Origin of the sequence: Haloarcula onubensis (assembly GCF_031624605.1) — an archaeon.
GTDB lineage: Archaea > Halobacteriota > Halobacteria > Halobacteriales > Haloarculaceae > Haloarcula > Haloarcula onubensis.
This window is the reverse complement of the sequence record NZ_JAMQOS010000005.1, coordinates 129,603-142,297: the sequence shown is the minus strand read 5'-3', so window position 1 is coordinate 142,297 and position 12,695 is coordinate 129,603. Positions and strand designations below refer to the sequence as shown.

Below are 12,695 nucleotides of genomic sequence, written 5' to 3'. Positions count from 1 at the left end.
CGGGGGTCGCCAACCCGATATTTTTTGTGAAAACACAGATATATTGGGTTCAGAAGTCGTCAAGGCTGGTCCCTCTGGTGTAGTCCCCGCTGGAGCCGGAACTGTCGTTTGTTGAACTGACACCTTCGTCATCCGTCTCCAGATACTCGTCGTCGACCGACCCATCACTGACGAACTCTTCGATCCGGTCGGCAGTCCGTTTCCCGACACCGGAAACGTTGCCGCTCAGCGTATCGACGAAGAAATCGGGGTTATCTAAGCCATCGTAGAACGCCGTCAGTTGCTCCCAAAGGGATCCATCCGGCATCTCGTCGACGCCGGCAATGTCCGGTCTGGCGAGATACTCCCGAAGCTTTCGGACACGGTGGCGGCCGAGGCCTCTAATGTTCTCGACGAGCGGGACCTCGTCGCGACGAACGCCGCGCTCAACGCGGAAGGTCATAATGTCCAGCCACTCCGGCCGGTGAACCTCCGGAGAGGCGTCGATGAGATACTTTGTCGCGTCCAGCGTATCGGCTACTTTCCGGGCATCAGACGAGATATATGCGCCGTCAACGCCCGTCCGCTGTTCTATCTCCCGAGTGTCGAGGTTCTTGATCCAGTACCATCGGAGAATACCGGCCGTGATTCCGTACTCGTCGACGGGTAGCTCATGCTCCTGTAGTAGGCCCTCCAGCTCGTCAGAACAGTTTCTATCGATTTTTCGGTCGGCGAGTATGGTTGTCTGATAGACGAGATTAAGCCGGGTGAGGTTCCCCGTCCCAAGGTCTTCCAGCCAGTCGTAGAAGTTACGGATACCCGCCAACGTTGCGTTGCTGAACGAGTTGAAGGCAAACTCGATTGTCCCCTCACCGAGCGGCGTCGGTTGGAACTGCCGGGCCGTGTCCTTCTCCGTAATGAAATCAAGGTCTAAGAGCCAGTCAGCGGTCTCTCTGAGGCGGCTGTTGAGCCGTTCGTCCTTCGAGGAGTGTTCTCGGCCCCAGGCGCCAATCTGTTTCATCTGCTGCCAATACAGCATCTCCTTGACGAAGGCCTCAATCTCGTGGGGCGTGTCCCAGCCGGTCGTGACCAACTCTAGGAGCAACCACCGGAAGCGCTCGTCATTCTCGATGTGTGTCGTCACCGGTTCCAGCTCCCTGTGCGGCTCGAAGTACCGCTCGATCGTCTCTTCCGGGTCGTCGGTCAGAGTGAACGCATAGCCCTCGTCGTAGCCGTATCCCGGCCTGGCGGCTCGGCCGATCCACTGGACGTATTCGTATACCCCGACAAAGTCCGGGCCACGCTTGATATCGGCGACGATGACAGACTGGACTGGCGCATCGAAACCATAGGCGATGGTCGTCGTCGCGAAGAGGCACTTGATTTCCCCCTCTTCGTAGAGGTCAACGATCCACTCCTTCACGTTCTGGGGCAGGTCGCTATGGTGGAAAGCCACCCCACCGTCCATCATCCGGGCCAAGTCTTCGAGTGTACTGGTTAGCTCTCCCTGGCTCTTGCGCTCCATTTCCTCCATGAAGTTCCGGTCGGAGGCGTCGGCGAATATCCGAGTCTTGGCGACTTCCTCCGCTCGGGACTCCGTCCACGATTTGGCGTAGTTGAAGACGAGGAAGGGCGCTTTGTCCTGCTCTGAGCGGATGAAATTGGTGAGGGCGTCCTTCTTTTCCTGGGGACCAACACCGACGACCTCTTCCTTGATTTCGATCTCACGCCCTTCTGGGCTGACAGTAAGATCGGCGTCCATCCAGTCGGCAAGTTCCTGCGGGTTCCCCAGGGTGGCACTCATCGAGAAGATCTCGATACCTTCGTACATCGCGGCGGCGATCGCTTTCTCGATACCCGGCCCGCGAAAGCCCCCATAGATTTCGTGGAAGTCGTCGAGGACCACCAAGTCGAGGTTGCGAGCGCTGCCTTTGTCTTGAAGAATTGCGCGATAGAACGAGTCGAACGTCGCAACGATCACATCGCCGGACTGGTAGGCACTCGGTCCCGAGTAGATTCGGTACTCGTCGCTACCCCATTCCTGCATCGATTCCCGTTTGTCTCGGACCAACTGGCGCGACGGCACCAGATACGCGACACGGCCGCCCTGGTCCAGCTGCTTCTTCGTGACCGCCTCGGCACAAAGGGTCTTACCGTTGCCCGTTTCGGCGACGAGGAGATGGTTCCCAGGGGCCAATATACCGTCTTCAAAAGCCAGTTGCTGGGTTTTCTTGAGCGAGTCGTAGCCGTGGGCGCTCATTATTTCGTCGACGATGTCGGCGTCCTCAGCCGGGAGGTCGGGGATGTCACTCATCGCTCGACTTCCTCGATTGGGTAGAGGAAGTCACTCTCCAGCTGCTCACCACCCAGCGAATCGTAGAGAGCGAACAAGTCGGCGATGTCGCTGATGCTGTAGTCGTAGAGGAGGCGCTCTAGTTCGTTGTGTGTCCTGGTTTCTTCCAGCCCGACTACCACGCCTTCAACATATTTTTCTCCGAGAACCTGGCCGACATGGCTCCCCTGGACGAACTTATCCTCAATCCCCAATCGCTCCCAGTAGTCCTCATCAAAATTGTAGTCGTTGTACCAGACGCTGTCGTTGTCGATATTCTCAAGATCGTATGCAATAAAATCAGGAAGTATCGGCTGGCCCTCCTGAAGTTCGTCTTCATGCCGTGCTGTGGCCGCCTTCGCGAGGTCGATATGGCCGGGACAAGATGTTTTCAAATCCGCCAGGAGACCAGTGGTTTCCCCGGACTCGTCGAGTTCCTCGGCCCAGTTGAGCAAGTGCTTCAAATCGAAGTAGGCACCGTTGTAGGTCAGCGTTCTTTCGATATCCCGCCCATCGCACCAATCAGTCATTCTATCGAATAGGTCCGCAGTATGCTCCGCTCCCCACCCACCACGCCGGAAGAGGACAGTAGTGTCCGGTTCGTTGAGCGTGTCGTCGCTGTAGGCCAGCCCAACAGAAACCCATTCGTAGAAGCGGGTATCGTTGTCTCCGCGGTCGGGTTCCTCGAACGGGCTTGCAGTTTCGATATCAAGTGCTAACGTTCCCATAGATATACTGACAATCCCGATAGGGGACATGATAAAACTCCCGGACGGCCCACCCAACCAACCCCCGTTTCATCTGGATCAACTGGAACTCGTGCGGAGGCGGAGTATGTTTTTTCGCTCGTGCCCTTAGGCACACTCCCTAAGGGGTCTGTCCCGCTGGATGGGACCAGCACCCGACACAGGACTGGCGAAGCTACGATTCCGCCGACAGGGCACAAGGCTGCACAGCTGCTTGAACCGAGAAAAGGGCTTATTTTGCCGCGTATTTACCGGGGTCGACAGTGTTGCCACTCACCAGTCAGCTCGTTAGCCCACGGAAGCGCCGACTATGCCGCTGTTCCAGGAGCCGCCACCATCCCGCCATTTCAGGTTGGCACCCCGGAGTTCCAGCGGATCCCGGCCGACCTTGCGCCATGCTTTGATGGCTTCGTGTAGGACATCGTCCAGTCGGGGGCAAGACGTGCTCTTGAGTCGGGATAACATCGTATCGATGCGTAGGGTCAACTCTCCGCTTTCGTCGTCTCTTGACACCCTCGCGGCGTACTTGTTGCACCACTGTTGCCATGCGCTCGACGACGCTTGCCTCGCTTCCATCCCCAGCAGGCTGGCGACTCGGCCGGCCGCGTTCTCGATGTGGTGCTCGGTTTTCTCGACGATAGCCGCAATCTCCTGTTCGATTTTCTTGGTGGCAAAGGTGACTGTCGCGTTCTCGTTACGGATCAGTCCGTCTAACCGGTCGAGAGCGCGGTAGATCGTGCTGACACCGTACTCAGTCGTCTCGGCTATCTCTTCTGGGTGTTGCTTCCCCCCGTCAGTCACGAGCGTCTCAAGGACGGCTACGTCGCTGTCACAGAGGTCGCGCATCTGTGTTACGAGCAGCGCCTCCTGTTGGGCTTCCATCTCCGGCGTCGGGTCCTGCTCAAAGCTTACGGCTGACTCAGCGGGCTTGACGGCGAAGTGGTGGTCCGAGACGAACGTAGTGGGGTCTGCTTTCGTCGGAACGTCGGCCCAATAGAGGGTGTTGATGAGCGCCTCCTCAATCTCCCGCCGGAGTTCCTCTTTCTGTGCCCACTTGATGGCGTTTCCATTATTCAGTGACTTCTTGACTAGCACGCCGACCTTGGGATGGAAGAGCGGATCCGTCTCGTCCTTCTTCCGAACGTGCTTGGGATGGTAGTGCTTGACCTGCTTGCCGTACTGGTGACCGGATATCAGGCGCTTAGCGTCTTGTTTTGGGAGAACAGCCCGATGGTTCTTACCGACTATCTCCTCGTTGTCGACCTTGTACTCAAACCGGCTCCCCTCTTCGGTAGCGCAAAGGTGGAGATACCGTTGCATGATGCCCGACTGTCCGACCACTTTGGGGCTCATTGACCGCCGGAGTCGAACGTATCGCTCGAAGGTGGTGATGTTGCTCATCTCGTGGGGTTGCGTAGCGAAGTAGTCGGAGTTGACACGCATTCCCCCCTCGTTCGCGAGAACGCTGAGCACCTGGGGCAGCAGCTGGTAGTACTCCTTTGGCTCGAAGTTCGACCCGCTGAAGTGGACATTGACGCCTTCGGCATTGCTTGCGTGGTCGAAGGGGCTGCTGATTCGGTCGCCCGTCTCGTAGTGTTGCATCCCCGTGAACCGGGGCTGGATCAGGTAGTTCGCCTTGCGCTCGCTTTCGCCTTCCTCGTAGAGCCCTATCCGGAACTCATACAACCGGTCTACGTCGACCGGGTCGTCAGGTCGCGGTGCGATACCACCTTTCTGGTACTTCAGGTTGACCGTCCAGGTACTGCCCGCGAGATCCGTTTCTATCTCACCGGAGTATCCATCGAACCCGTCGAACAGAAGCTTGCTGACGACCCAGTACGGGCTCAGGCCATGCTCGGTGAAAATGAGGTTGCCCTCGCATTCGTGCGGAGCAGTTGCGACGTGGCTCACGCCGACCACCCCCAGCCGAGGGAAGATTGAAGCCGAAGCAGTGGCTCAGGGGTCGTAGCGGACTTAAAGAAGTGTAGATATTCGGCCGTTCTATCCGAACATCTGGCGCATCATCGGATGCATCTCCATGAGCTGCTCCTCGGCGATCTCCTCGTACAGCTTGTACGTGATAGAGACCGTCAGCAGCAGTCCGGTCCCGGAGACGTTCCCGATGGTGCCCATCATGTTGGCCAGGACGGCCAGCAGTCCCACGAGGGCCCCACCGATGACGGTGACCTGCGGGATGTACCGCTCGAGGACCTTCTCGATGACGCCGACGTTCTGGCGGAAGCCGGGAATCTGCATCCCGGAGTTGTGAATCTGTTTCGCCGTCGCCTCCGGGCCCATGTCGGTGGTCTCGACCCAGAAGACGGCGAAGACGGCCCCGCCGACCAGCATGAACGTCAGGTCGATACCGATGCGGATGAGTATCTGCCAGACCGGGTTGGTGGTCGTCCCCTGGAGGAACCACATCCAGTCACCGGGCGACTGGATGGGAGCCAGGTAGTAGAACAGGCCACCGACCGGCTGACCGGCGTTGTTGTAGGTCCCGAGCCAGCCCGGCAGGTTCGCGACCTGCTGTTCGAGGATGCGCCCCAGGAACTGGATGTTGGCCTGCAGCGCGCGGACGAGAATCATCGGCAGGACGCTAGCGTAGATGAGCTTCACGGGGAAGCGGCCACGCGCGCCCTTGACCCGGGCGTTCGAGAGCGGAATCTCGACGCGCACCGACTCCGCGTAGACGACCACCGCGAAGATGAGGACGGTCGTCGCCAGCGCGAGTAGTCGGCCGCCGCCGGGCGAGAGGAACAGCGTCTGGATGCCCGAGGCCGTAAACAGCGACCCCGTCGCCTGCTGGCCCGTGACGAACAGGTACCAGGTGTAGACGATGCCGTTCTGGTTGCCGATGAAGGGCGTCGACAGCAGGCCGCCCAGCAGCCGCTGGCTGACGCCGGCGACGATAAAGAGGCCGATACCGGAGCCGACGCCCCACTTCGAGATGACCTCGTCCATGAAGAGGATGAGGACACCGCCGACGAACATCTGGGCGAAGATGAGCGCCTGGACGCCGGTCGCGCCGATGCCCAGCGACTGGGCGACGGCCGTGTCCGGCGGCAGGAAGTTCGCCGCGAACACCATCGGGATACCGGTCAGGCAGATCATCACCAGCACCAGCAGCTTCTGGAGCCCCTGGTAGAGTATCTGGTCCCGCGGGTCGTCCTGCGTGTTCAACCCGAGCAGGTTCGCCCCACCGAGCAACTGCAAGACGATGGAGGCGGTGACGATGGGTCCGATACCCAGCTGCATGATACTCCCCTGGCCGGAGGCCAGAATCGACCCGAATCGACCGAAGACCTGCTGACTCGCGTCGATGTCCAGACCGAACAGCTTCACGTTCGTCAGGAAGAAGTACAGAATCAACACGCCGCCCGTCCAGGCCAGTTTGCGCTTGAACGGGACGTGTCCTTCCGGACGTCGGACTGCCGGCATCCGCACGAGCAGTGGTTCGGCGGTGTCCTTCCAACTCATTGTCGTTCCTTATTCCTCGTTGTCCGATTCGTCTTCGGTGTCGGCATCTGCCTGCCGTTCCTCACCGAAGTCCGTCAACTTTGCGGTGCCGCCCGCGTCTTCGACTTTCTCGATTGCGCCCGCCGAGAAGTCGTCGGCGATGAGGGTGAGTTCGTTGCGGACCTGGCCCGCGCCCAGCACCTTCACGACGTCGGCGTCGTCGGCGTCGTCGACGACCTCGCGGGCGTCGATGATGTAGCCGTCGCCGGCCTCCTCGGCGAGGTCGTCGGCCGCCAGCAGCGGCGCGTTCTCGTCGAGTTCGCGGACGTCGACCGTCGCGACGGTCTCCTGGACCTTCTCGGGTCGCTTGAAGCCGCTCTTGCCCAGCGGCTCGTAGTTGTGGAACTCGTGCTTGTCGCGGCCGGCGGCCCCGCGGCCACCGCGATGCCCGGCACCGCGTCGGTTCTTGTGCGACCCGCCGCCGTGCGTGCGCGAACCGCGCTGTCGTCGTTTCTTGCTCGTCATTATCGCATCGCCTCCAGGAGTTCGTCGATGCCCTCGGTGTCGTGTTTCCCGAGTTCACCGCCCTCCTTGGTGGGGTGTTTGATGCCGTCGTGGCCGCCCCGTGGCGGGTGCAGACGGAGTGTCGGGGAGAGACCCTGCTCCTGCAGCGTCGTCTCCTCGGAGACCAGCGCCCACGCCAGCCCCTCGATGTCGTCGAACTCGGTGTTCTCGGCGACCCACTCGTCGTCGACGTCGGCGTCGCCCTCCGCGGGCTCCGCGCGCGTCTCGATGAGCAACTCGACGGTCTCCTGGCTCGGCTCACCGAAGGCGACGAAGTCGTTGACCTTCGTCACCATCCCACGGTACGTGTCCGTGTCGGGGACGAGCGTCGCGTGGTTGACGTGGTGGATGTTCAGCATCTTCAGCGTGTCGTGGATGTCCGTATCCATGTTCACGTCGCCGCGAATCTGAACGAGCGCCTGCATCACTCGATCACCTCACGTTTCTCGAAGGTGCGCTCGGGGACGCGGGCCTCGGCCGTGTTCTGCAGGGCGTTGAAGGTCGCCTTCGCGAAGTTGACCGTGGTTCGCGTGTTGCCCGACGAGCGGGTCCAGATGTCCTCGATACCGGCGAGTTCGAGCACCTTGCGGACGGTCTCCCCGCCCGCCAGGCCCAGCCCACGCGGGGCGGGCTGAAGCTCGACCTCGACGCTCCCGGCCTTGCCCTCGGTGCGCAGCGCGACCGTGTGCGGACGGCCACAGCCACACTCCCAGGACCCACAGCCACGGGAGACGTCGATGATGTTCAGTTTGGCCACGTCGATGGCCTTCTGGATGGCCCCGCCGACCTGGTCGTCACGCCCCTCGGCGTAGCCGACCAGCCCGTCGCGGTTGCCGACCGCGACGACACAGCGGAACTTCACCCGCCGGCCGGAGTCGGTCATCCGCTGGACCATGTTGATGTCCAGCACCTCGTCTTCCAGGTCGGGAACGAGCTGGTCGACGACTTCCGATTCTTTCAGGGGAAGCCCCGAGTTCAGCGCCTCCGTCATGGAGTCGATCTCGCCCTCGACGACCTGCTTGCCGAGGCGTGTGCGGGGTTCCCAGCCGTTGTCAGCACTCATAGTTCGATGTCACCTTCCAGTAGTGTCTCCCGAATCTCGTCGAAATGTGCCGGGAGGTCTGCCGCGTCGAAGTCCCCGCTGTACAGCGGTTCCTCGAGCTGCTCGTCGTACTCGGCGATGTGGGCACCGCGCGTGCGCTGCCAGTCGGCGAGGACGTCGTCGTTGTGGGGGATTTCGAGGCCGGCGTCGATTGCGCCTTCCTGTATTGCGAACACTTTGCTTCCGGGGGTCGGGGTGTTGAGGCCGATGTCGAGCACCGCTTCCTCGACGCCAGCGTCGAGCGCGCGGAGCCCCGCGAGCAGGCCGGTGAGGTAGGCCGCGGGCATGTTGCCCGTCGGCGCCTCCCAGCCGTACTCGGCGAGGTCACCGGACTCGGCTGCCGCGAGCGTGCGGTCGCCGTCGGGCCCGAGGGTCACCAGCTGCGCCCTGGTGTGCTTGTTGCTCTTTCGAGCGACGAGGCGGGGCTTGCCGGATTTCAGCAGGCGCAACCGCTGATGGTAATCGGTTCGGGCCTCGCGGCGTCGCCGCATCGGCACCTTGTATCGTGGTCCTGTCGCCATTATGCGTCACCGTGGTTTGCGTCGATGTAACGTTCGAGGTCTGCGACGCTGTCGAACTCGCCACCGCCGGCCTTGTCGTAGAGGTCGCGGTAGACGGACTTCGACAGCGTCCCGTCGTCGCGCAGTTCGCGCAGCTTCGTTCGCTGTGCGCGGATGCGCGACTCCCAGCTGTCCTTCTCGTTCTGTCGGGCCCCGGCCTTGCCCTTCCGGGAACCGGCTCCCTTCTGGTGGCCGTAAGCCTGCTTTGCCTTTCGCTCGCGGGCGCGACCGCGGGAGTTGCCCTTCTTGTCCTTGGCCGTGATGGCGCCCTCGTCGACTAGCTCGCGAACGTCCTCGCGAGTGATGGCGTCGGCGATGTCACCCTGGCGTTCGGGGTTGAACCAGACGCGGTCCTTCCCGACGTCGAGGATGTCCGATGCGAGTCGCTTCTGTGCGGAGAGGTCAGTCATTCCTCGTTCACCTCGACTTCGACGTAGGTGGGGTTGAGCACGCGGATGCCCGCGTCCTCGGCTTCCTCCTCGATGCGCTCGCGCTTGCGGGCGCCGACCTTCGAGGCGATGCGGACGGCCTCGACGTCACCGTCGACGCCCTCCAGGTCGTCCACGTTGTGGACACGGACTTCCTCGAAGCCCGAGGGGTGCTTGCCGCGAACCGCCGTCGGCGAGCGAAAGCCCGCTTCGACGGTGGCGCCCTTGCCCTTGATGCCGCGGCGCTGCTTCGAGAGCTGGCCGCGCGGGCGTCGCCAGGACGTGGGCACGCGCTTTTTCTTGTGGTAGTCCTGTCGGTTGAACTGCGGGCCGCCGACGCGGTGTCGCTGGGCCAGCAGTCGGGCCGTCTCGTCGTCGAGGTCCGGCGTCTTGTCGGCCAGGCCGCGGGGCTGGAGCTCCGTCTCCACGTCCTCGGCTTCCTCGGCCTCCGGCTCGCCTTCCTCTTCGACCTCGGCCTCCGTCTCGGTCTCGACTTCGAGCCCGCCGACGTCGGCCTTGATTCGGGCCGCCAGCGCGTTACCCACGCCGTCGGCCTCGGCCAGTTCGGACTGGTCCGCCGCGCGGACGTCGTCGACCGTCTCGAAGCCGGCCTCGCGCAGCGAGTCGGCTTTCGCGTCGCCGACGCCGCTGATGTCGGTCAGCTCCATGTCGCCGTCGTCGGCCTCCTCGGCGACCTGGTCGGGGTCTTCGGCTGGCTCGCCCTCGTGGGGCTTCTCCGAGGCGACGTCCTCCTGGGGACCGGTCCCCTGCGAGAGGGCCTCCTCGTTCGCGTCGGCGTCACTACTCTTGCCGTCGGGGTTGTCTGCCATCAGGCGTCACCTCGAGACGGTTTCTGGGTGATGTACACCCCGTCCTGGAACACACGCACGTCCTTGTCGTTGATGCGCGTGAGCTGTTCGATGTCCGCGGCGGTCTGACCGACGGCCTCGATGTCGGGGCCGGTGACGGTCAGCTCCTCGCCGTCGACCGACACGTCGGTGTCACCGTGGACGGTGGTCCGACGGGCGGCCTTCTCGCCGAGGAAGTTCTCGATGACGACGTCGTCGCCCTCGACGTTGACCTGCATCGGGAAGTGGGAGTAGAAGACTTCCATCTCGTACTCCCACCCGCTGGTCACGCCGTGGTACATGTTCTCGATGTGGCTCTCGAAGGTCCCGATAGTCGACTGCGTCTTGGCGTCGTCCTCGTCGGACTCGACGACGACGGTGTCGCCGTCGACGCTGACGTCGATGTCGGGATACCAGAGCCGACGTGTGACGGTCCCCTCGGGACCCTCGACCGTGAGGTCGAGATGGTCCTGGGAAACGTCCACGTCCTCCGGAATCTCCAGTTCTACTCGTGGCATTGTCTTAGTACACGTACGCGATTACTTGGCCACCGACGCCTTCCTCACGAGCCTCGTAGTGGCTCATGATTCCGTGGCTGGTCGTCACGACGAGGGTCCCGTAGTCACGGGCGGGGAGGAACCGCTTCTCCCACTTCTCGAACTCGTCGGCGCCCGCCGAGTAGCGGGGCTTGACCGGGCCACACTCGTTGATGGCTCCTTTCAGTTCGACCTCGAACTCACCGGCTTTGCCGTCGTCGACGAAACTGAATCCGTCGATGTACCCGCGGTCGTAGAAGACCTCGAGCACGCTACCGATCTCGTTCGAGGCGGGCGATACCGTCTGCTCCAGATGCCCGACGCTCTCGGCGTTGTTGAGTGCCGACAGTGCGTTGGCGAATGGGTCGTTTCCTGTCATGGTTAGCTGTACTTCTTGAAGCCCATGCCCCGCGAAATCTCGCGGAAGCACTGGCGACACAGCCAGATGTCGTACTTGCCGACCAGACCCTGCTCGCGCCCGCAGCGCTGACAGGACTCTAGCTGGCCCGTCCGCTCGTCTTCGGCCTGTTGGGTTTCACTTTCGCTCATTCGCTCACCTCCACGTCGAAGGTCGACTCGATGAACGCGACGGCGTCGTCGGGGTTGAGTCGATGGTTCGAGGGAATCGAGCGGGACGCCTTGTCCCGCTTGGCGACGCGGTAGCCCGGGCGGACGAGGTTGACCGTCACGTCCAGCCCGTAGATTCCGATGCTCGGGTCGTACTCCTGGCTCGGGAACTCCGTGTGCTCCTCGACGCCGAAGCTGAAGTTGCCGGTGTCGTCGAACTGCGAGGCGGAGAGTTCGGCGAGCGGCAGCGCCGTCTCGAGGAACTCGGCGGCGGTCTCGTCACGCAGCGTGACCTTCGCGCCGATGGGGTCGCCCTGGCGGATGTCGAACTCGCCGACGGTCCGCTTGGCCGTGGTCCGGACGGGCGTCTGCCCGGTAATCTCGCCGATGATGTCCTCGGCGTTGGCCAGGTCGCGGCCACCGTGGCCGATACCCATGTGGACGACGACCTTCTCGATGCTGGGTTCGCGCATCTCGTGGAAGTCGGCCCCGGAGTCGCTGTCGGAGCTCATTCGTCATCACCCGTGAAGTTCTCGTCGATGACGACGACGTACTCCTCGACCGTCTCGAAGCCTTCGCCCTCGTCCTGAGAGACCAGCACGTTGTTCTGGGCCGAGCCCGGCGTCACCTGAATCTCGTCGACGGTGCCGATTTCGCCCGCGTGGGCGCCCTCGACGGCGGTGACCAGCGCGCCCTCCTCGTACTCGAAGTGGGCGATGACCTCGCTCGACTCGTTGTCGACGACGATGGAGTCGCCACCGGCGTACTGGTCGCCGTCCTCGACGACGAGCGTCTCGCCGTCGTGCAGCCCCAGCTGGACGTCGCCGCCCGAGACGTGGGACTTGTTGACTATCTTCCCGAGCTTGGACTCGGCGGCGTCGGCCTCGATGGCCGTCAGCGCCAGTCGGCCGCCCTCGCCGGGGAAGACGCGGTAGTACTCCTCGCGCTGGGTGAAGGCGAGGATGTCGAACATCCCGACGGGCCGTTCCTCGTCGGAGACCGCCTTCCCGTTGATGAGGACGTTGTCCTCGTTCAGGGCGTAGCGCGCTTCCTTGCGGTTGTCGGCGTAGCCCAGCACGTCCCGCAGGACGATGAGCAGGGGGACCCCCGACTCACCGTGCGGGCCGGCGCCGGCCTTGACCGTAAACGTTGCCGTCTTGCGCTCGACGGGCCAGCTGTTTGGCACCGACAGGCGCTTTTGATGCTTGCTCATGCGGTATCATCCTCCGATTCGAGACGCGCCTCGCGGCGGTCGTCCTCGGTGTTCAGGTCCGTGACCCGAACGTTCGAGGCGTCCAGCGGGCGGGGGACCTCCTCGCCGTCGGTGGTCTCTAAGGTGACGTCCTCCACGTGGACGACGGCGTCCTGCAGGTCGACGGTGAGGACCTCGCCCGACTCGCCGGCGTAGTCGCCACGGAGCACCTCGACGGTGTCCCCGGCGTTGACGCGGACGTTGCGCTGGCCGTACTCCTCGCGGAGGTCCTCGGCGAGCGTGGCCCGCACCTGCTTGTGTCGCTCGTGCAGCGGGGCGTCCCGTTGACTCGTTCGCTGTTTGTCTGGTTGTTGCGTCATCG

Annotated in this window: 16 protein-coding genes; all 16 read right to left on the bottom strand. The window is 62.8% G+C overall.

Going from position 1 to position 12,695, the window contains the following annotated elements; translation table 11 throughout:
• Positions 1 to 49: 49 nt before the first annotated feature.
• Complete coding sequence (locus NDI86_RS15345; protein WP_310901317.1) at positions 50 to 2,293, bottom strand: DEAD/DEAH box helicase; 2,244 nt, start codon at positions 2,291 to 2,293, stop codon at positions 50 to 52.
• Positions 2,290 to 3,039, bottom strand: a complete 750-nt coding sequence (locus NDI86_RS15340) for a hypothetical protein (protein ID WP_310901316.1) — start codon at positions 3,037 to 3,039, stop codon at positions 2,290 to 2,292. Before NDI86_RS15340 ends, NDI86_RS15345 begins: the two co-directional genes overlap by 4 nt.
• Positions 3,040 to 3,345: 306 nt before the next feature.
• A complete protein-coding gene (locus NDI86_RS15335) occupies positions 3,346 to 4,968 on the bottom strand; it encodes a DUF7845 domain-containing protein (RefSeq protein ID WP_310901315.1) in 1,623 nt (540 codons plus the stop codon).
• A 90-nt stretch (positions 4,969 to 5,058) separates the two neighbouring features.
• Entirely contained in the window at positions 5,059 to 6,537 is a 1,479-nt protein-coding gene (gene secY / locus NDI86_RS15330) for a preprotein translocase subunit SecY (RefSeq protein WP_310901314.1), read from the bottom strand.
• 9 nt (positions 6,538 to 6,546) lie between these two features.
• Entirely contained in the window at positions 6,547 to 7,041 is a 495-nt protein-coding gene (locus tag NDI86_RS15325) for an uL15m family ribosomal protein (protein WP_310901313.1), read from the bottom strand.
• Entirely contained in the window at positions 7,041 to 7,505 is a 465-nt protein-coding gene (rpmD, locus tag NDI86_RS15320) for a 50S ribosomal protein L30 (protein WP_310901312.1), read from the bottom strand. Before rpmD ends, NDI86_RS15325 begins: the two co-directional genes overlap by 1 nt.
• A complete protein-coding gene (locus NDI86_RS15315; protein ID WP_310901311.1) occupies positions 7,505 to 8,143 on the bottom strand; it encodes a 30S ribosomal protein S5 in 639 nt (212 codons plus the stop codon). The genes rpmD and NDI86_RS15315 overlap by 1 nt, the downstream gene beginning before the upstream one ends.
• The gene (locus NDI86_RS15310) at positions 8,140 to 8,703 is read right to left on the bottom strand and encodes a 50S ribosomal protein L18 (RefSeq protein ID WP_310901310.1); all 564 of its coding nucleotides are present in this window, start codon (positions 8,701 to 8,703) and stop codon (positions 8,140 to 8,142) included. Before NDI86_RS15310 ends, NDI86_RS15315 begins: the two co-directional genes overlap by 4 nt.
• A complete protein-coding gene (locus NDI86_RS15305) occupies positions 8,703 to 9,152 on the bottom strand; it encodes a 50S ribosomal protein L19e (protein WP_310901309.1) in 450 nt (149 codons plus the stop codon). Before NDI86_RS15305 ends, NDI86_RS15310 begins: the two co-directional genes overlap by 1 nt.
• On the bottom strand, positions 9,149 to 10,000 hold the full coding sequence (locus tag NDI86_RS15300) for a 50S ribosomal protein L32e (RefSeq protein WP_310901308.1): 852 nt from the start codon (positions 9,998 to 10,000) through the stop codon (positions 9,149 to 9,151). The genes NDI86_RS15305 and NDI86_RS15300 overlap by 4 nt, the downstream gene beginning before the upstream one ends.
• Entirely contained in the window at positions 10,000 to 10,536 is a 537-nt protein-coding gene (locus NDI86_RS15295; RefSeq protein WP_310901307.1) for a 50S ribosomal protein L6, read from the bottom strand. The genes NDI86_RS15300 and NDI86_RS15295 overlap by 1 nt, the downstream gene beginning before the upstream one ends.
• 4 nt (positions 10,537 to 10,540) lie before the next feature.
• A complete protein-coding gene (locus NDI86_RS15290) occupies positions 10,541 to 10,933 on the bottom strand; it encodes a 30S ribosomal protein S8 (protein WP_220589140.1) in 393 nt (130 codons plus the stop codon).
• 2 nt (positions 10,934 to 10,935) lie between these two features.
• On the bottom strand, positions 10,936 to 11,103 hold the full coding sequence (locus NDI86_RS15285) for a 30S ribosomal protein S14 (protein ID WP_310901306.1): 168 nt from the start codon (positions 11,101 to 11,103) through the stop codon (positions 10,936 to 10,938).
• On the bottom strand, positions 11,100 to 11,633 hold the full coding sequence (locus NDI86_RS15280) for a 50S ribosomal protein L5 (protein WP_310901305.1): 534 nt from the start codon (positions 11,631 to 11,633) through the stop codon (positions 11,100 to 11,102). The genes NDI86_RS15285 and NDI86_RS15280 overlap by 4 nt, the downstream gene beginning before the upstream one ends.
• The gene (locus NDI86_RS15275; RefSeq protein ID WP_310901304.1) at positions 11,630 to 12,334 is read right to left on the bottom strand and encodes a 30S ribosomal protein S4e; all 705 of its coding nucleotides are present in this window, start codon (positions 12,332 to 12,334) and stop codon (positions 11,630 to 11,632) included. The genes NDI86_RS15280 and NDI86_RS15275 overlap by 4 nt, the downstream gene beginning before the upstream one ends.
• Positions 12,331 to 12,693, bottom strand: coding sequence for a 50S ribosomal protein L24 (gene rplX, locus NDI86_RS15270; RefSeq protein WP_310901303.1), 363 nt, complete (start codon positions 12,691 to 12,693; stop codon positions 12,331 to 12,333). The genes NDI86_RS15275 and rplX overlap by 4 nt, the downstream gene beginning before the upstream one ends.
• Between the last annotated feature and the right edge of the window lie 2 nt (positions 12,694 to 12,695).

Coding starts and splice junctions, on each gene's coding strand:
- NDI86_RS15345 (WP_310901317.1), bottom strand. CDS start 2,293: ATGAGTGACATCCCCGACCTCCCGGCTGAGGACGCCGACATCGTCGAC.
- NDI86_RS15340 (WP_310901316.1), bottom strand. CDS start 3,039: ATGGGAACGTTAGCACTTGATATCGAAACTGCAAGCCCGTTCGAGGAA.
- secY (WP_310901314.1), bottom strand. CDS start 6,537: ATGAGTTGGAAGGACACCGCCGAACCACTGCTCGTGCGGATGCCGGCA.
- NDI86_RS15325 (WP_310901313.1), bottom strand. CDS start 7,041: ATGACGAGCAAGAAACGACGACAGCGCGGTTCGCGCACGCACGGCGGC.
- rpmD (WP_310901312.1), bottom strand. CDS start 7,505: ATGCAGGCGCTCGTTCAGATTCGCGGCGACGTGAACATGGATACGGAC.
- NDI86_RS15315 (WP_310901311.1), bottom strand. CDS start 8,143: ATGAGTGCTGACAACGGCTGGGAACCCCGCACACGCCTCGGCAAGCAG.
- NDI86_RS15310 (WP_310901310.1), bottom strand. CDS start 8,703: ATGGCGACAGGACCACGATACAAGGTGCCGATGCGGCGACGCCGCGAG.
- NDI86_RS15305 (WP_310901309.1), bottom strand. CDS start 9,152: ATGACTGACCTCTCCGCACAGAAGCGACTCGCATCGGACATCCTCGAC.
- NDI86_RS15300 (WP_310901308.1), bottom strand. CDS start 10,000: ATGGCAGACAACCCCGACGGCAAGAGTAGTGACGCCGACGCGAACGAG.
- NDI86_RS15295 (WP_310901307.1), bottom strand. CDS start 10,536: ATGCCACGAGTAGAACTGGAGATTCCGGAGGACGTGGACGTTTCCCAG.
- NDI86_RS15290 (WP_220589140.1), bottom strand. CDS start 10,933: ATGACAGGAAACGACCCATTCGCCAACGCACTGTCGGCACTCAACAAC.
- NDI86_RS15285 (WP_310901306.1), bottom strand. CDS start 11,103: ATGAGCGAAAGTGAAACCCAACAGGCCGAAGACGAGCGGACGGGCCAG.
- NDI86_RS15280 (WP_310901305.1), bottom strand. CDS start 11,633: ATGAGCTCCGACAGCGACTCCGGGGCCGACTTCCACGAGATGCGCGAA.
- NDI86_RS15275 (WP_310901304.1), bottom strand. CDS start 12,334: ATGAGCAAGCATCAAAAGCGCCTGTCGGTGCCAAACAGCTGGCCCGTC.
- rplX (WP_310901303.1), bottom strand. CDS start 12,693: ATGACGCAACAACCAGACAAACAGCGAACGAGTCAACGGGACGCCCCG.